Source organism: Caulobacter sp. 1776 (assembly GCF_040545685.1).
GTDB lineage: Bacteria > Pseudomonadota > Alphaproteobacteria > Caulobacterales > Caulobacteraceae > Caulobacter.
This window is the reverse complement of sequence record NZ_JBEPMI010000003.1, coordinates 51,736-68,109: the sequence shown is the minus strand read 5'-3', so window position 1 is coordinate 68,109 and position 16,374 is coordinate 51,736. Positions and strand designations below refer to the sequence as shown.

Here is a 16,374-nt window from a genome sequence, read left to right as displayed (position 1 = left end):
TCAGCCCTCTCGATCCCAGGCTCGACCATCGGTAGGCTGGCGCCCATGACGCTCGCCCGACTCACGCGCCGCTCCGCCCTGACCGCCGCTCTCGCCGCCGGCCTCGCGCCGGGGCTGGCCTCCGCCGCCGCGAAGCCCGCCAAGGAGGACTGGAAGGCTCTGGCCGCCGACGTCCGCAACGAGTTCCAATGGGCCTGGCGGGGCTATGTCGCCAAGGCCTGGGGCAAGGACGAGATCAATCCGGTCAGCGGCACGGCCAGCTCGTTCTTCATCGAGGGCCATGACCTGGGCCTGTCCCTGGTCGAGGCCTTGGACACCCTGTGGCTGATGGGCCTGGACGCCGAATTCCAGGCCGGGGTCGACTGGGTGAAGACCAATCTGTCATTCGACGTCAATGGCGAGGCCCAGGTCTTCGAGACCAATATCCGCCTGGTCGGGGGCCTGATCTCGGCCCACCTGGCCTGCGGCGATCCTGTCTTGCTGGCCAAGGCCAAGGATCTGGCCGACCGTCTCCTGAAGGCCTTCGAGGCCTCGCCCCACGGCCTGCCCTGGCGCTATGTGAACTTGAAGACGGGCGCGGTCCGCGACCCCGAGACCAACCTGGCCGAGATCGGCACCTACATCACCGAGTTCGGGGTGCTGAGCCAGCTGACCGGCGACAAGCGCTACTTCGACATCGCCAAGCGGGCCATGAAGCACGCCCTGGACCGCCGCTCGAAGATCGGCCTGATGGCCGCCAACATCGACGCGCGCACCGGCGAGTACATCAGCCGCGCGGCCAGCATCGACGTCTATGCCGACAGTTTCTACGAGTACCTGTGGGACGCCTGGGCGCTGTTCGGCGACGCCGACTGCAAGCGCTGGGCCCAGGAGTGCGCCGCCGCCCAGCTGGCCCACCAGGCCAAGCGTTACGACGGCCGCCTATGGTTCCCGATGGTCGACTACGAGACCGGCTCGGTGCTGAACACCGCCCAGAGCGAGCTGGCCGCCTACTATGCGGGCCTGCTGGGCCAGGTCGGCCACAAGGCCGAGGGCGACGACTATCTGGCCTCGTTCACCGAGCTGCAGGCGACGTTCGGGATCATTCCGGAATCGATCGACATCGCCACCCGCCAGCCGCGTCGCAAGGCGACCGGCCTGCGCCCCGAATATGCCGACGCCTGCCTGAACCTGTGGCTGCTGGACCGCGACGAGCGCTATCGTTCCCTGGCGGCCATCCACTATCGCCAGATGAAGGCCACCAGCCGCGCCGCCTATGGCTATACGGCGCTGAAGGACATCACGACCAAGCCGATGACCCAGGGCGACAACTGCCCCGGCTACTGGTGGTCGGAGCAGATGAAATATTACTATCTGCTGTTCTCGGACACGCCGCGCATCGACTACGCCAAGCTGCAGCTCAGCACCGAAGCGAACGTCCTGCGGGGTTTCAGGAAGGTGTGAGGGCGTGAACGCCAAAATGTCGCCCCCCACACCTGCGGCAAAGGTTAACCGGCGACGTCATCCCAGTGAGCCCGAACCGCCGCATGTCTGTCGCGTGAATCAGACATAGGCGGAGAAAGCTCGGGGGGCTTTTAGACCATGCGACTTCCCGCGTTTTCGATCGCCCTCGTCCTTGGGGGAGCGGCCTTGGCGGCGGCGGGCTCGGCCCAGGCCGGCGCGCTGCGCGATCGGCTGTACGATCCGGCCGACGGCGTCCTGGTCGTGGCGCACCGCGCCTGCCACCGGTCGGCCCCAAGCCGCGGCTTCGAACACGACGTTCCCGAAAATTCGCTGGCCGCCCTGGAGCGCTGCGTCGCCCTGGGCGTCGACCTGGTGGAGATCGACGTGCGCCGCACCCGCGACGGCGCCCTGGTCGTCATGCACGACGCCAAGGTCGACCGGACCACCGACGGCAAGGGCCGCGTCGCCGACCTGACCCTGCCCGAGATCCAGGCGCTGGGCCTGAAGGGCGGGGCCGAGGCGCCGCCGACCCTGGAAGCCCTGCTGACCGCCGCCCGCGGCCGCATCCTGATCAATCTCGACCTGAAGGGCCCCTACGCCGCCGAGGCCGCCGAGATCGCGCGCCGCGCCGGGGCCGCCGACTGGGTGCTGTTCAAGGCCAAGGCCGGCCTGGGCGCGGCGCCGATCGCCGACCAGCCGCTCTACCGCGACCTGGCGTTCATGCCGATGGTGGCGGGCAAGGCCGCCCGCCGCGCCGACGGCCTGGGCCGGATCACCACCCTGCAGGCCTCGGGCGCGCGCCAGATCCCGGCCGTGGAGATGGTCGCGCTGAAGCGCCAGGGCTTCATGGCCGTCCGCGACGCCGCCCGCGCCGCCCGCATCCGCGTCTGGACCAACACCTTGGCGCAGAAAGGCCTGAAGGGGATGCTGGACCAGTCCGGCGACCGCGCCGCCCTGCGCGATCCGCACAAGGCCTGGGGCCGGCTGATCGACCAGGGCGTCAGCATCGTCCAGACCGACTATCCGGCCGCCCTGCTGGACTATCTGGAGCGCCGCAACCTGCGCGGCGGAACCGCTATCGCGGTCGCAGACGCCGGATCGCCGCCTCCAGCCGCGATCGGCGCGTCGTCCAGGAGTCGCTGAGGGCGGCGGCCTCGGCGTCCAGCGCGCGTCGACGGCGTTCCAGCTCGGCCTCGGCGTCGCGTTGCTCGACCTCCGCCGCTTCGAGTTCGGCCTCCGCCTCGGCCAGGGCCTGTTTGCGCTTGGCCTCGGCGGCGATGTCGACCTTCTTGACCTTGGGCTTCGGCAGCTTGTCGACGGCCGACTTCAAGCCGCCCTCGGCCCGGCGGATCACCGCGCCCGGCGCGGCCAGCGCGGCCTTGGCGTCGGGCGCGTCGGGCGCTTCGGCGGCCACGCCTTCCTTGAACAGATCGCGATCGGTCTCCCAGGCCTCCAGCGCCTTGACGCGCGACGTCGCCGCCACGGTGTAGCGGTGAAAGCCGTCCGACCACGTGAAGACCTTGGGAGCGCGCGCCATGGGGCGAGAACGGGCGGCGCTGCGGCGGCGTTCCCCAGCCAGGCCCAAGGCTCTAAATTGTAAGGAGAATTCGGTCCGTCCTGGTGGCGGGGGGCGGGATCGAACCGCCGACCTGTGGGTTATGAATCCACCGCTCTAACCATCTGAGCTACCCAGCCATCGCCAGGACGGACGCGGGTCATACCTCCGAGCGCGCGCCGTATCAAGCCTTAGAGTTGGCGCGTGTCGGGCGGCGAAACCGCCTACACTTTCGCCTGACGCGCTCTAGGACAACATTCCGTCCAAAGCCGCCTCCAGGCGCCGCGTCAGCTCGACCGGGCCATATTCGCTGAGCACCAGATCGCGGGCCGCCGCGCCCAGGCGGCGGGCGGTGTCGCGGTCGCTGATCAGCTCGCCCAGCGCCTCGCCCAGGCGGTCGGGGTCGTCGTCGGGGACCAGGCGGCCGGTGACGCCCTCCTTGAGGATCTCGATCGGCCCATCGATCTCGGACGCCACCACCGGCAGACCGACGGCCATGGCCTCCAGCAGGGTCAACGGGAAGCCCTCCTGATGCGAGGGGAAGGCGAACAGGTCGCCCGTGGCCAGGAAGCCGGCGACGTCGTCGGTCCAGCCGACCAGCTTCACGCAAGGGTCGAGGTCCAGCTCCGCGATCAGGGCCTCAAGGTCGTCGCGCTCGTCGCCCTCGCCGGCGATCTCGCAGGTGACGTCGTAGTCCCAGGCGCGCAGCTTGCCGACGGCGCGGATCAGGACGTCGAAGCCCTTCTTGGTGTGCAGGCGGCCGGCGGCGACGATCTTGATCGGCGCGCCCTCGCCCTCCCCGTCCTTCTGGCGCGTGAACGGCGCGGCGTGGGCGGCCGGCGGCGCGACGGCGTTGGGGATGACGTGGACGTGGTCCTCGGGCGCGCCGCGCTCGATCGCCAGCTTGGCCAGATGCTGGCCGACGCAGAGATAGTGCGCGCCCGGCGTCACGTCGAACGAGGGCTTGTGGACGCAGACCGCTTGGACCACATCCTTCGGGGCGGCCTTGGCGAACACCCGCGCGGGGCGCTGGCCGTGGCTGAGGATCAGCTTCGGCGCGTTGGCCCGGACCAGGGCGCGGGCGGCGCCGACGGTGATCGGGTCCCAGTCGGTGAAGGCCGGCATGGTCGCCAGCGGCGGCGTCCGCCCGGCCTGGGCCAGCGCCATCTTGCCGCCCGCCCGAACCACCCCGACGCAGCGACCGCCGCGCTTGGCGGCCCACGCCTCGAGGATCGGCTGATAGTCCAGGAACACCTGCTCCAGGCCGCCCAAGCCCTTGCCCAGCATGGCGTGCAGGATGTTGGTCAAGGCAGGCTCCGGCGGAGACGGTACGGGCCGCGACCATCGTGGGAGGCGGCCGTGGTGTCAACGCGGGAGCCGTGAAGTTAGATGCCGCACAGGCCCCCTCCGCGCCTCCGGCGCTCCTCCCCCGGAGGGGGAAGAAGGATCCGCACCTTCTGCCCCCTCCGGGGGCGGACGGCCTGCGCAGCAGGCCAGGGGGGGCCTGCTGAGCCTACCGTCCCAGCAGCGTCTTCACCGCCGCGTCCAGCTGGGCGTCGGTCCCCGCCAGGGTCTCGCCCAGCGGGCGCTCGACATCCACGTCCACCGGCCGGGGATTGAGCTCCATGTTCTGGCCGCGCAGATCCTCGATGCGGATGAACGGCAGGCGCACGTTCGAGCCGTCGATCAGCTGGCGGCCGCCGGTGAAGATGATCCAGCCGGCCGTCGGCTTGCCGACCACCTTGCCCAGGCCGAGCGCGCGGTAACCCTCGGTGAAGTCCTCGGCGTCAGACAGCGACGACTCGTTGGTGACCAGCACGGTCGGCAGGCCCAGGGCGCGCTGGCCCAGGTTCTGGCGGGACGGCACCGGGAAGCGGTCGCGCGGGGTCATCATCAGGTAGTTGCGGCGCGCGAACACGTCGATCACGTGGCCGTTCACATAGCCGCCGTTGTTGTTGCGCACGTCGACGATCACGCCCTGCTTGCCCTGGTTCTGGGCGTCGAGGTCGATATAGAGCTGGGCCAGCGAGCCGTCCGACATGTCGGCGATGTGGACATAGCCCAGCTTGCCGCCGCTGACCTTGTCGACATAGGCGCGGCGGTCATTGACCCACTGGCGATCCAGCAGGCCCGTGGCCGTGGTGGTGGCGACCGGACGCACGATCGCCTCGCGGGTCTTGCCGGCGGCGTCACCGACGGTCAGCACCGTCCGCTTGCCGGCCGCGCCGCGCAGCAGGCGGTCGAGATTGACGCCCGGCGACAGCGTCTCGCCATTGACCGCGACCAGGGTCTCGCCCGGCTTGATCGAACCTTCCAGCGCCGCCGGGCCCAGGGCGATGACCTCGCGGATCACCAGGCCCTTGCCGGCCTCGTAGGCGTCGCGGTCGAAGCGCAGGCCAAGATTGGCGGCGCGCACGATCTGGGCCGCCGGATCCGCCGGCTTGCTGATGCCCGAGTGCGAGGCGTTCAGTTCGCCGATCAGCAGGTTGATGTTCCGGCGCAGCTCGTCGCCGGTCCGCGCCCCGGCGATATACGGCGCCCAGCGCTCGCGCAGCTTGCCCCAGTCGGCGCCGTGGAACTTGGCGTCGTAGAAGCCGCGATCCAGCACGCCCCAGGCCTGCTCGAACACCACGGTCTTCTCGACGTCGAAGTCGACATCCAGCTCGGCGTTGACCGCCAGGGGCTTGGGCTTGGGCGTATCGATCGGGGTCGAGACGATCGCGCCGCCCTCCAGGAACCAGACCTCCTTGCCGTCGGGCGAGAAGGCGATGTCGCCCTTGGGCTTGCGGGTCGAGGTCAGCTGCACCGGCACGGCCGGCTCCTTGGCCAGCTCGTCCAGGCTGTAGGTGTAGAAGTTGGTCTGGCCGGCTTGGCGGGCGCGGAACACCAGGGTCTTGCCGTCGGGGCTGATCAAGGCGTCACCGACGTCCATCCCCGCCAGCGGCAGGAAGCTGGCCCGCTCGCGCAGGCCGTCGAATACGATGCGGACCGGCTCGGCCTTCTTCTTCGGCGCGGCCGGCTTGGTGTCGGCGACGGGCTTGGCCGGCGTGTCGGTCTTGGCCGGCTCGGCCTTGGGGTCGGCGGGCTTGTCGGGCGTGTCGGCCGGCTTGAACAGGTCGCGGAAGGCGTCCTCGCGGTACTTGGGCACGTTGGGCAGCAGGTCGACGCGCAGCATCCTGGCGTCCTCGCTGCGCTGGCCCATGGCGACCAGCAGGTACTTGCCATCCGGCGCCCAGGCGACCTTGCCCACTTGGCCATTGGCCAGGAACGTCACCGGCCGCGCCGCCCCGCCATCCAGCGACACGACGTTGACGTTGTCGAACGCCTTGCGGTCGGTGACGGTAAACGCGATCCAGCGGCCGTCGGGCGACCAGGTCAGCGGCTGCTCGTCGAAGCCGCCCAGCGGGCCCTGATACAGCACCCGGTCGGCCGCGACCTTGCCGGCCGCGTCGAAGGTCATCGTCCGGACCTCCTTGCCATCGCGGACATAGGCCAGGACCTTGCCGTCCGGCGACCAGACCGGAACCGTGTTGCGGGCCCCGCCGGTGGTCAGCGCCGTCTCCTGTCCCGTCGCGAAGTCGTAAACATAGAGGTTGGCGGCCCGGTCGCGCTCGGAGACGTAGATCAGCTTCTTGCTGTCGGGCGACCACACCGGGTCGCGCTCCAGGATCGGCGTGCGGGTGACGCGCTGGGCCGCGCCGCCGTCCTTGGTCGAGACCGCGAACACCTCGCCATGGGCGATGATCGCGGCCTTCTTGCCGTCGGGCGACAGGGCCAGGCTGTCGAAGCTGGTCTCGTTCTTGTGCTCCTCGCCGGCCGCGGCGGGGGCGCCGTGCAGGGCGATCGGAAGCTTGGTCGCCTTGCCGCTGGCGGTGTCTAGCGACCAGACGGCGAAGTCGCGCTCGAAGACGATCGTCTTGCCGTCATAGCCGATGGTCGGCCACAGCAGCCGGCCGTCGGTGAAGCGGGTCACCTGCTGGGGCGTCCCACCCAGCGGTAGCCGCCACAGGTTCTCGGTCCCGCTCTCGTCGCTCATGTACCAGAGCGCCTTGCCGTCGGGCGTCCACATGGGCCACGAATGCTTGGCGCCGGCCGGCAGCAGCCGCTGATAGCCCGCGCCGTCGATGGCTTTCAGCCACAGCTCGCTCTCGTCGATGTGTGAGTGGCCGTTGCGCCACCACTGGGCGCTGGACATGCCCTTGGCCATCAGGGCGATCGACTTGCCGTCCGGCGACGGCGCGCTCTGGAATTCGTTCAGATAGCGCTCGCGGCTGACTTCTAGAGGGGTGCCGCCGCTGGCGGCGACGCGATAGATGTCGCCCAGGCGCGAGACGTCGTTCACGCCCGAGGTGAAATAGATCCATTTCCCATCCCGCGACCAGCCGTCCAGGCTTTCGGGGCTGTCGCCATAGGTCAGGCGGCGCACCTCGCCGGTGGCCAGGGTCAGCAGGTGGAGGTTGGCGACGCCCGAACGGGTCGAGACGAAGGCCAGCGACTTGCCGTCGGGCGAATAGAGCGGTCGCGACTCCGTGGCTTCGTCGGTGACCAGCAGGCGCGCCTGGCCGCCCGCGGCGGGGACGGTCCAGAGGTCACCGCCCGAGGCGAAAGCGATCTCGCTCCCGTCCGGCGACAGGGCCGGCTCGGCGAACGACGGCAGCCCCTCGGCGGCCCATGCGGTGGAAGCGATCGCCACGCTCAGCGCGGCCGCCGACACGGCGCTCAGCAGCGCCCTAAATCCCACTGGGAACCCCAGACCCATGAACGCCCCTCGTCCCGGAAACTCCGATGTCGGAATTGCTAGCACGGGGTTCGGTGAGGCCGATCGTGAACAAAGGTTCATGCTGGCCCATTTTTTCACGCCCCCTTCCCCGCTCTTCCCGGCGAAAGCCGGGACCCAGATGGAAGAGCGCTGGGGTGGGTTCTAGGAGGGCGGCGCTATTCCAGTCACCCAAAGCGCGTTGAGGTCTGGACCCCGGCTTTCGCCGGGGGCGCGGAGGATGGAACTAGCCCAGCAACCGCGCCGCCACCGCCTCGCCGATCGCCAGCGAGCTGGTCAGGCCCGGGCTCTCGATGCCGAACAGGGCCATCAGCCCTTCCAGGCCGTGGTCCTCGGCCCCGCGCAGCTGGAAATCGGGCTGCGGCTCGTCGGGACCGTGCAGCTTGGGCCGCACGCCGGCGTAGTCGGGAGTCAGGGCGCCGTCGGGCAGGTCCGGCCAGAACTTGCGGATATAGGCGGCGAAGGCGTCGGCCTTGGCCGGGTCCACCGAATAGTCGGGCGCGGGGACGTATTCCAGGTCCGGGCCGAACACCGCCTGGCCGCCCAGGTCGTTGCGGTAGTGGGTGCCCAGGGCCCCGTGGATCGGCGGCGGATAGATCAGCCGCTGGAACGGCGCCTTGCCGATCAGGCGGAAATAGACGCCCTTGCCGTAGTGGGCCTTGGGGATGTGGTCGGCCGGATAGCCGTCGATGCGGCCGGCGACCTCCTGCGAGGACAGGCCCGGCGCGGTGACCAGCAGGCGGCAGGTCAGGCTGGTCGGATCCGCGCCGCCCGCCCGCACCGTGAAGCCGCCGCCGGGCAGCGCTTCGGCGCCCTCGAACGGCGTCGACAGCACCACCGCCCCGCCGGCGGCCTCGATCTCGCCCTGCAGGGCCAGCATGTAGTCGTGGCTGGCGAAGACGCCGCTCTGCGGCGACAGCAGCGCCGCGTGGGCGTTGAGGCCTGGCTCCATGGCCCGCGCCTGCTCGCCGGTCAGCCGCTCCATGCCCTCGACGTCGTTGGCCAGGGCCTGGTCCCAGATCGCGTCGAGGCGCGGGATCTCCTCGTCCGAGGTGCCCACCACCAGCTTGCCGCACCGCTTGTAGGCGACGCCGTGCGTGTCGAGGAACGCGTACAGCAGCCGCCGCCCCTGCACGCACAGCTGGGCCTTCAGCGAGCCGGTCGGATAGTAGAGCCCGCCGTGGATCACCTCGGAATTGCGCGACGACACGCCCTGGCCAATGTGGGCCTCGCTTTCCAGCACCGCGACGATCAGGCCGCGCTTGGACAGGGCGTAGCCGCAGGCCAGGCCCACGGCGCCCGCGCCGACGACGACGGCGTCGAAATCGAAGTCGGTCATGGAGCGCCTACGACCCGGCCCGCGCCTTCAGGTCCGCCAGCATGTCGGACAGCGAGCGCTTGCCGCCCACCCAGTCGGCGGGGTCCTGGGTCTCGACCACTTCCAGCTTGTCCAGCAGGGCCTCGAGCTTCTCGGCCCCGCCGACGATCTCCGCCGCCCGGCGATAGTTCAGCTCGGCCAGTTCGGCCGCGACGCCCTCGTCCAGCGAGGCGAACTCGCCCCGCTCGACCCGCGCCCGCAGGTCGGCGGCGTCCTCGGGGGTGAGACGGACGGTGACGGGGCGGGTGTCGGCGGACTTGGTCATGGCGGAAAGCCTAGCACGAACCTCCCGCTACGCCATCGGCCGGCTTGCCAAGCGAGCCCGCGCTGTTCACCCTTGGATTGAATCGGGGATGGACGACGTGCGATTTTGGACATGGCTGACGGCGGCTCTGCTCATTCCCGTCTTGGCGAGCGCCCAGACCCAGGCAGGCGAGCGCCGCCTTACCCATCCAGAATGGGACCGCAAACCCACGGGCGCCGACATCGCCAATGTGCTGGACCAAGTCGTAAGCCGTGGTCAGCCGGTCGGCTGGGCGCTGCTCAAATGCCATGCCACCGCCAAGGGCAACCTGACGCGCTGCCGGGTGATCATCGAGTCGCCTGATCCCGGCGACATGGGCAAGGTTGCCCTTCGGCTGGCTCCAATCTTCAAGTTGAAGCTCCTGACTAAGGACGGCGAGCCCGTCGAAGGGGGTACGGTGTTGATCCCGCTCGTCATCGGCTCACCTGATGTCGGCACGCCCGTCATGTCCTACGCCCCGGGCGCCCCATCCTTCACCGTCTCGCCGGTCGTCGAAAACAAGGTCGGGTCCAAGAAGATCCAGTGCCCAGTCGGCGCGGACAAGACAGCCATCTGCGAGGCCCGCCCCTTCTACTGGAACGACACCCCGCCACTGGAGGAGATCGCGCCGATCATCCTCGCGGCGGGCCAGACGACGGGGATCTCGACCCTATACTGCCGCCTAACCGTCGCAGGCCGCTTCGAGACCTGCCAGATGGAAGGCGAGAACAACCCGCGCGTTCTCGCCGCCGTCGGCAAGACGTTGCCTGGACTAAAGTCGCCCAAGCGCTATGGCAGCGACGATGCAGTCGCGCCGGCTATCGTGGCGATCGTCTACGACTGGCCGAACCTGACCAAGGCTGCTCAGGCGATCATCGCCGCCGAGGTCGACAAGGCTCCCTAAGACGCCTCACGCCCCGCCCCACTGCGCCCACAGCTTCGCCTCGGCCGCCTTGGCGGTGACCACCGAGGCTTCCTTGACGTGGCCGTAGCCGCGGATCTGCTGCGGGATCTCGGCGATCTTCACGGCCAGGGGCAGGCTTTCGGCCGAGAGGCCGGCGGCCAGGCGGTCGAGGCCGATCTCGTACGCGCCGATCAGGCCGCGCTCCATCTTGCGCTCCTCGGTGTGGCCGAAGATGTCGAGTGCGCCACCGCGCAGGCCCTTCATCTTGGCCATCATCGGGAAGGCCACGTCGAGCATCCAGCCGCCGAAGGCGATCTTCTTGGGCTTGCCGTCGGGACCCTTGGGGGCCAGCAGCGGCGGCGAGAGCCAGACCTTGGCCTTGCCGCCCTTGAAGGTTCCGGCCAGCTCGGCCGCGAAGCGTCCATCCGTGTACAGACGGGCGACCTCGTACTCGTCCTTGTAGGCCATCAGCTTGTAGAGGTTCACAGCCGCCGCGCGGGTCAGCGGCAGGGCGCCATCCGGACCGCTGACGGCGACCTCGGCGGCGCGCACCTTGGCCACCTTGTCGGCGTAGCGCTGGGCGTAGGCGGCGTTCTGATACGCCGTTAGCTCGCGGATGCGGTGGGCGATCAGCGCGTCAAGCGGCATGACCTCGGGCGTGGCGACCTTGTCCTCTTTCACTTCGACCGAGGTCGGATCGTGGGCGACGCGGCGGCCCAGCTCGAAGGCCTGCAGATTGGCCTCGGCATCGACGCCGTTCAGCTTGATGGCGCGGTAGAGGGCGCGGCTGGAGACCGGGATCACGCCGCGCTGCCAGGCGAAGCCGACCATGATCATGTTGGCGTAGATGGCGTCGCCGAACTGGGTCTCGGCCAGGCGCTGGGCCGGGCAGGCGTCGAACGTGTTGGTGGCGCCCTTCACGCGGCGGGCCATGGCCCCGCTGTCGAAGCGGATGTCGCGGCTGGTCACGAAGTCCGCCGTCGGCGCGAAGTCGGTGTTGCCGAACGCGCGCGTGCGATCCTTGGCGTACAGCGACAGGCCTTCGGGCGACGCGGCCACCAGCAGGTCGCAGGCGATCAGCACGTCGGCGCTGGCGGCCGGCACGCGGCCGCCGACGATGGTCTCCTCGGTCTCGCCGATCTTGACGTGGCTGAACACCGAGCCGCCCTTTTGGGCGAGGCCCGTCATGTCCACGACACTGCCGGCGCGGCCGTCGATGTGGGCGGCCATGGCCAGGATCGAGGCCACGGTGGTGACGCCGGTGCCGCCGACGCCGGTGAACAGGATCTTGCGCACGCCGGTCAGCGGCTCGAACTCGGGCAGCGGCGTGGACTCGGCGGTCAGGGCCGCCGGCGCCGTCTTGGACTGGGCGTTCTCGGCCCCTTCCAGGGTGATGAACGACGGGCAATAGCCCTCGACGCAGCTGTAGTCCTGATTGCAGCTGGACTGGTTGATCTTGCGCTTGCGGCCGAACTCGGTGGCCAGGGGCTCGACCGAGACGCAGTTGGACTTCACCGAACAGTCGCCGCAGCCCTCGCAGACCAGCGGGTTGATGAAGACGCGCTTGGTCGCCTTGGCCATCGAGCCCCGCTTGCGGCGGCGGCGCTTTTCGGTGGCGCAGGTCTGGTCGTACAGCAGCACCGTGACGCCGGCCGTGTCGCGCAGCATCTCCTGCACGCGCATCAGGTCCGAGCGCGGGAAGATCTCGACGCCGGGGGCCAGGTCGGTGACGCCCTGGTAGCGCTCCAGCTCGTCGACGACGATGACGGTCTTGGTCACGCCCTCGGCCGCCAGCTGGCGGGTGATCTGGGCGGGGGTGAAGCCGCTCTCGGCGCGCTGGCCGCCGGTCATGGCGACCGCGTCGTTATAGAGCAGCTTGTAGGTGATGTTGGCCTTGGCCGCGACCGCGCCGCGGATGGCCAGCGAGCCGGAGTGGTTGTAGGTCCCGTCGCCCAGGTTCTGGAAAACGTGCTTTTCCGAGGTGAACGGCGCCGCGCCGACCCAGGTCAGGCCCTCGCCGCCCATGTGGGTGTTGAGGTCGGTCATCGGGTCGTTGAACCCGGCCATGTAGTGGCAGCCGATGCCGGCGAGAGCCCGCGAGCCCTCCGGCAGCTTGGTCGAGGTGTTGTGCGGGCAGCCCGAGCAGAAGAACGGCTTGCGGGCCTGGTCGGCGGCCAGGCTGACGGCCGCGACCCCAGCGGCCGAGACGCGGTTCAGATAGGCGCGGGCCCGCTCCATGTGCGGGCCGTCCGGCAGGCGATCGTAGATGGCGAGAGCGATTTCGGCCACAGACAGCGAGCCGAGCTCGGACAGCAGCGGCCCGCCCTTCTCGTCGGTCTTGCCGATCACGCGCGGGCGCGCCTGGGCGGGGAGATCATAGAGCGCGGCCCGGGCCTGGGGTTCGATCAGGGCGCGCTTGTGCTCGATGACCATCAGGGTCTCGAGGCCGGCGGCGAAGGCGCGCAGGCCCAGCGGCTCCAGCGGCCAGGGCATGCCGACCTTGTAGATCGAGACGCCCAGGTCGGCGGCTTCCTGCAGGGTCATGCCCATGGCCGTGAAGGCTTCCAGCACGTCCTTGTAGGCCTGGCCCTGGCAGACGACGCCCAGACGGGCCTTGCCGACGCGGACGTGCGAGGCGCCCAGCACCACGCGGTCGATCTGGTTGGCGCGGGCGAAGGCCAGGGCGGCGGGCAGCTTGTGGAGGCGGAGGCGACGCTCCTTCTCCATCGGCTGGTCCTTCAGCCGGATGCCCAGGCCGCCAGGAGGAAAGGCGAAGTCGGGGGTCACCGCCTTGTGGCGGTCCAGCGAGACGTCGATCGTGACGCCCGAATCCATGGTGTCGGCCAGGGCGATCATGCCCGTCCACAGGCCCGAGAAGCGCGACATGGCGATGCCAAGGACGCCGTAGTCCAGCACCTCCTGCACGTCGGCCGGCGACAGCACCGGCATCTCGAAGTCCTGGAAGGCGAACTCCGACTGCGACGGCAGGGTCGAGCTCTTGCAGCCGTGGTCGTCGCCGGCCACCGCCAGCACGCCGCCGGTCGGGAAGGTCCCGGCGAAATTGGCGTGCTTGAAGACGTCGCCGGTGCGGTCGACGCCGGGCGCCTTGCCGTACCACATGCCGAACACGCCATCATAAAGCGCGCCCGGGAAAAGATTCGCCTGCTGGCTGCCCCACACGGCGGTGGCGGCGAGGTCCTCGTTCAGGCCTTCCTGGAAGACGACGTCGTGCGCGGTCAGCAGCTTGCGGATGCGCGCGGCCTGCTGGTCCAGGCCGCCCAGCGGCGAGCCGCGATAGCCGGACAGATAGCCGCCGGTGTTCAGCCCCGCGAGGCGATCCAGGCGCTTCCGATCCAGCAGAACCCGGAGGAGCGCTTGCACGCCAGTGATGAAGGCGCGGCCATCTTCGAGCACATATTTGTCGTCTAGAGTGACTTCCGAGTGCCGCATGGCAAAAATTTTCCTCCCGGGTCTTCCCGCCCGCAACGCAATATCTTATAGAAGCGCGGAAATTGTTTGCCCAAGGCGTGCCCGACTCGTGGCCGTTTTGCGCAAAATTGGAGCGTCAACGCCCACTTGGGGGAGGAATTTCTTGTCCGAACAACTCGACGCCGTGGATGCCAAGATCCTGGATCTCATCCAACACGACGCCGGACTGTCCGTCGCGGAGATCGCCGAACGTGTCGGCCTGTCGTCCAGCCCCTGCTGGCGCCGGATCAAGCGCCTGGAAGACGCCGGCGTCATCCAGCGCCGCGTCACCATCCTGGACCGTGAAAAGCTGGGCCTGGGCTTCGAAGTCTATTGCACCGTCAAGCTGTCCCTTCCGACCAAGGAAAACCTGGACACCTTCGAACAGGCGGTCGGCAAGTGGGCCGAGGTCGTGCAGTGCGCCACCGTGACCGGCGCGGCCGACTACGAGATGCGCATCGTCACCCGCGACATGCGCGCCTTCGACGAATTCCTGCGCGACAAGCTGCTGTCGCTGGGCCTGGTCAGCAATATCGAGAGCCGCATCGTGATCCGCGGCGTCAAGAACTCGACGGCCGTGCCGCTGGGCCTGATCAGCCCGTATGTCAGCCCGCTGGGCTAACACCTCATACCGCTCATCCCCGCGAAAGCGGGGACCCAAGCAGTCTTTCAGCTTGAGGCGCGGCTTCGAACAGTTCGCCTGACTCGGCTTGGGTCCCCGCTTTCGCGGGGATGAGCGGATTTTAGGTTGAGATTTCTGAGTCCAGGGGGAGGCCGTGATGGCCGGATCGAGCACTGGCAGTGCGTCGACGCGACGCGTGCTGGCCGCCAGCCTGATCGGCACGGCGGTCGAGTTCTACGACTTCTATATCTACGCCACCGCCGCCTCGCTGGTGTTCGGGCCGCTGTTCTTTCCGGCCTCCTCGCCCGCCGTGCAGCTCTTGGCCTCTTACGCCAGCTTCAGCGTCGCCTTCGTGGCGCGGCCGCTGGGCTCGATCGTGTTCGGCCATTTCGGCGACCGCATCGGCCGCAAGTCGACCCTGGTGGCCTCGCTGCTGATCATGGGCGGCTCGACCCTGGCCATCGCCTTCTTGCCGACCTACCAGATGGCCGGCTGGGTCGCGCCGTTTCTGCTGTGCCTGCTCCGCTTCGGGCAAGGCTTCGGCCTGGGCGGCGAGTGGGGCGGGGCGGCGCTGCTGGCGGTCGAGAACGCTCCGCCCGGCTGGCGCGCGCGCTTCGGCATGTTCCCGCAGCTGGGCGCCCCGGTTGGCTTCATCGCCGCCAACGGCTTGTTTCTACTGCTGGGCGTCCTCCTGACGCCGGAGCAGTTCCAAGCCTGGGGCTGGCGCCTGCCATTCGTGGGCAGCCTCCTGCTGGTCGGGGTCGGGCTGTGGATCCGCCTGAAGCTGACCGAGACCGCCGCCTTCGCCGCCGCCCGGCAAGAAGCTCCGCCGGCTCACGTGCCGCTGGCCGAGTTGCTCAAGACCCACGCGCGCGAAACGCTCAGCGGGATCTTCGCCGTCGTCGCCTGTTTCGCGCTCTTCTATCTCTCCACCGCCTTCGCCCTGGGCTATGGCGTCACCACCCTGGGCTATGACCGCCAGACCTTCCTTTCGGTGCTGCTGGTGGCGATCCTGTTCCTGGCCGTCGGCATCGTCGCGGCCGGCTACTGGGCCGACGCCAAGAGCCCCCGCCTCGTGCTGATGGCCGGCTGCGGCCTGACCATCGGCGTCGGCGCCCTGCTGGCCCCGATGCTGGGCGGCGGCTCGCTGTGGCTGGTCGGGATCTTCCTGTCGCTGGCCCTGCTGGTCATGGGCTTCGTCTACGGCCCGCTGGGCGCGTGGCTGCCCAGCCTGTTCCCGGCGAGGGTGCGCTACACCGGCGCCTCGATCGCCTTCAATGTCGGCGGCATCATCGGCGGCGGCCTGGCCCCGGTCATCGCCCAGGCCCTGGCCAATCGCGGCGGGCTGGGCCTGGTCGGTCTCTATCTGGGCGCGGCGGGGCTGGTGAGCCTGCTGGCCCTGCTGCCGCTGAAGACGACGGCGAGCGAACTTTAGCCGGGCCGTCGCGGCCTCTGCTTCTCCGACACCGCCTTGATGATCAGAGGCCCTTCGCCCAGCGGCGGAGGGTCTTTCTGGTCCAGGACTTGGTCCAGCAGGGCGACGATCGCCGGCCGCTCCAGGTCGTCGACATCGTCCAGCACCACGTGCCGGACCCGCGCGCCGTCGCCCTTCAGCAGGCCTTCCGGATCGTCCAGCCCCTTGCCGTACAGAAAGAACAGCGTGACCCAGCGCGGATAGAAGGCGATCGAGACGAAGGCGTCCTTGGCGCGATCGCCGTGGGCGAAGCCGACCGCCAGGGCGTTGTAGTTGTCATAGATCAGCCGGTGCGCGCCGGGCATCCGCGCCCGCAGGCGCTCGATCGCGGCCAGCCCCCGCGCGGCGATGGCGGGTTCGTAGCGGGCGGCCATGGCGGCCAGTTGCTCTTGCGGCGTGTCCATGCCCCGTCCCCAGCAAAGCCCGGCCAGCAAACGCCTCTCGCGCGCTTTCGACAAGACGCCCGCCGT

12 protein-coding genes and 1 tRNA gene are annotated in these 16,374 nt (G+C 69.4%); 5 read left to right on the top strand and 8 right to left on the bottom strand.

Features of this window, described 5'->3' with window-relative positions; genetic code table 11:
* Positions 1-45 precede the first annotated feature (45 nt).
* Both ABIC66_RS08845 and ABIC66_RS08840 read left to right on the top strand, forming a co-directional pair.
* The gene (locus ABIC66_RS08845) at positions 46-1,443 is read left to right on the top strand and encodes a glycoside hydrolase family 47 protein (RefSeq protein ID WP_354069492.1); all 1,398 of its coding nucleotides are present in this window, start codon (positions 46-48) and stop codon (positions 1,441-1,443) included.
* A 138-nt stretch (positions 1,444-1,581) separates the two neighbouring features.
* Complete coding sequence (locus ABIC66_RS08840) at positions 1,582-2,586, top strand: glycerophosphodiester phosphodiesterase family protein (RefSeq protein WP_354069490.1); 1,005 nt, start codon at positions 1,582-1,584, stop codon at positions 2,584-2,586.
* Here ABIC66_RS08840 and ABIC66_RS08835 read toward each other — a convergent pair.
* The 6 genes from ABIC66_RS08835 to ABIC66_RS08810 form a co-directional block, all read right to left on the bottom strand.
* A complete protein-coding gene (locus ABIC66_RS08835) occupies positions 2,519-2,980 on the bottom strand; it encodes a hypothetical protein (RefSeq protein ID WP_354069489.1) in 462 nt (153 codons plus the stop codon). The genes ABIC66_RS08840 and ABIC66_RS08835 overlap by 68 nt on opposite strands.
* An 81-nt stretch (positions 2,981-3,061) precedes the next feature.
* A tRNA-Met gene (locus ABIC66_RS08830) sits at positions 3,062-3,138 on the bottom strand.
* Between the two features lie 106 nt (positions 3,139-3,244).
* Positions 3,245-4,306, bottom strand: coding sequence for a glycosyltransferase (locus ABIC66_RS08825; protein ID WP_354069487.1), 1,062 nt, complete (start codon positions 4,304-4,306; stop codon positions 3,245-3,247).
* Between the two features lie 205 nt (positions 4,307-4,511).
* Positions 4,512-7,757 carry a S41 family peptidase gene (locus ABIC66_RS08820; RefSeq protein WP_354069486.1) on the bottom strand — a complete coding sequence of 1,082 codons (3,246 nt, stop codon included), beginning with the start codon at positions 7,755-7,757 and terminating at the stop codon, positions 4,512-4,514.
* A gap of 244 nt (positions 7,758-8,001) precedes the next feature.
* Positions 8,002-9,114: an NAD(P)/FAD-dependent oxidoreductase gene (locus tag ABIC66_RS08815; RefSeq protein WP_354069484.1), complete on the bottom strand. Its 1,113-nt coding sequence runs from the start codon at positions 9,112-9,114 to the stop codon at positions 8,002-8,004.
* Between the two features lie 7 nt (positions 9,115-9,121).
* Positions 9,122-9,418: a hypothetical protein gene (locus ABIC66_RS08810; protein ID WP_354069482.1), complete on the bottom strand. Its 297-nt coding sequence runs from the start codon at positions 9,416-9,418 to the stop codon at positions 9,122-9,124.
* Between ABIC66_RS08810 and ABIC66_RS08805 the strand changes: the two genes are divergently transcribed.
* Positions 9,417-10,340, top strand: a complete 924-nt coding sequence (locus tag ABIC66_RS08805; protein ID WP_354069481.1) for a hypothetical protein — start codon at positions 9,417-9,419, stop codon at positions 10,338-10,340. The genes ABIC66_RS08810 and ABIC66_RS08805 overlap by 2 nt on opposite strands.
* A 6-nt stretch (positions 10,341-10,346) precedes the next feature.
* Here ABIC66_RS08805 and ABIC66_RS08800 read toward each other — a convergent pair whose 3' ends face one another.
* Entirely contained in the window at positions 10,347-13,790 is a 3,444-nt protein-coding gene (locus tag ABIC66_RS08800) for an indolepyruvate ferredoxin oxidoreductase family protein (protein ID WP_354069479.1), read from the bottom strand.
* 142 nt (positions 13,791-13,932) lie between these two features.
* On the opposite strand from ABIC66_RS08800, the gene ABIC66_RS08795 reads away from it, so the two are divergent.
* Together ABIC66_RS08795 and ABIC66_RS08790 are read left to right on the top strand one after the other, a co-directional pair.
* Complete coding sequence (locus ABIC66_RS08795) at positions 13,933-14,430, top strand: Lrp/AsnC family transcriptional regulator (RefSeq protein WP_047409974.1); 498 nt, start codon at positions 13,933-13,935, stop codon at positions 14,428-14,430.
* 157 nt (positions 14,431-14,587) lie between these two features.
* The gene (locus ABIC66_RS08790; RefSeq protein WP_354069478.1) at positions 14,588-15,865 is read left to right on the top strand and encodes an MFS transporter; all 1,278 of its coding nucleotides are present in this window, start codon (positions 14,588-14,590) and stop codon (positions 15,863-15,865) included.
* Here ABIC66_RS08790 and ABIC66_RS08785 read toward each other — a convergent pair.
* Positions 15,862-16,308 carry a DUF1801 domain-containing protein gene (locus tag ABIC66_RS08785; protein ID WP_354069476.1) on the bottom strand — a complete coding sequence of 149 codons (447 nt, stop codon included), beginning with the start codon at positions 16,306-16,308 and terminating at the stop codon, positions 15,862-15,864. The genes ABIC66_RS08790 and ABIC66_RS08785 overlap by 4 nt on opposite strands.
* Positions 16,309-16,374: the final 66 nt, after the last annotated feature.

Excerpts from the sequence above, each read along its gene's own strand:
- ABIC66_RS08845 (WP_354069492.1), top strand. The coding sequence starts at position 46 with ATGACGCTCGCCCGACTCACGCGCCGCTCCGCCCTGACCGCCGCTCTC.
- ABIC66_RS08840 (WP_354069490.1), top strand. The coding sequence starts at position 1,582 with ATGCGACTTCCCGCGTTTTCGATCGCCCTCGTCCTTGGGGGAGCGGCC.
- ABIC66_RS08835 (WP_354069489.1), bottom strand. The coding sequence starts at position 2,980 with ATGGCGCGCGCTCCCAAGGTCTTCACGTGGTCGGACGGCTTTCACCGC.
- ABIC66_RS08820 (WP_354069486.1), bottom strand. The coding sequence starts at position 7,757 with ATGGGTCTGGGGTTCCCAGTGGGATTTAGGGCGCTGCTGAGCGCCGTG.
- ABIC66_RS08815 (WP_354069484.1), bottom strand. The coding sequence starts at position 9,114 with ATGACCGACTTCGATTTCGACGCCGTCGTCGTCGGCGCGGGCGCCGTG.
- ABIC66_RS08805 (WP_354069481.1), top strand. The coding sequence starts at position 9,417 with ATGGCGGAAAGCCTAGCACGAACCTCCCGCTACGCCATCGGCCGGCTT.
- ABIC66_RS08810 (WP_354069482.1), bottom strand. The coding sequence starts at position 9,418 with ATGACCAAGTCCGCCGACACCCGCCCCGTCACCGTCCGTCTCACCCCC.
- ABIC66_RS08800 (WP_354069479.1), bottom strand. The coding sequence starts at position 13,790 with ATGCGGCACTCGGAAGTCACTCTAGACGACAAATATGTGCTCGAAGAT.
- ABIC66_RS08790 (WP_354069478.1), top strand. The coding sequence starts at position 14,588 with ATGGCCGGATCGAGCACTGGCAGTGCGTCGACGCGACGCGTGCTGGCC.
- ABIC66_RS08785 (WP_354069476.1), bottom strand. The coding sequence starts at position 16,308 with ATGGACACGCCGCAAGAGCAACTGGCCGCCATGGCCGCCCGCTACGAA.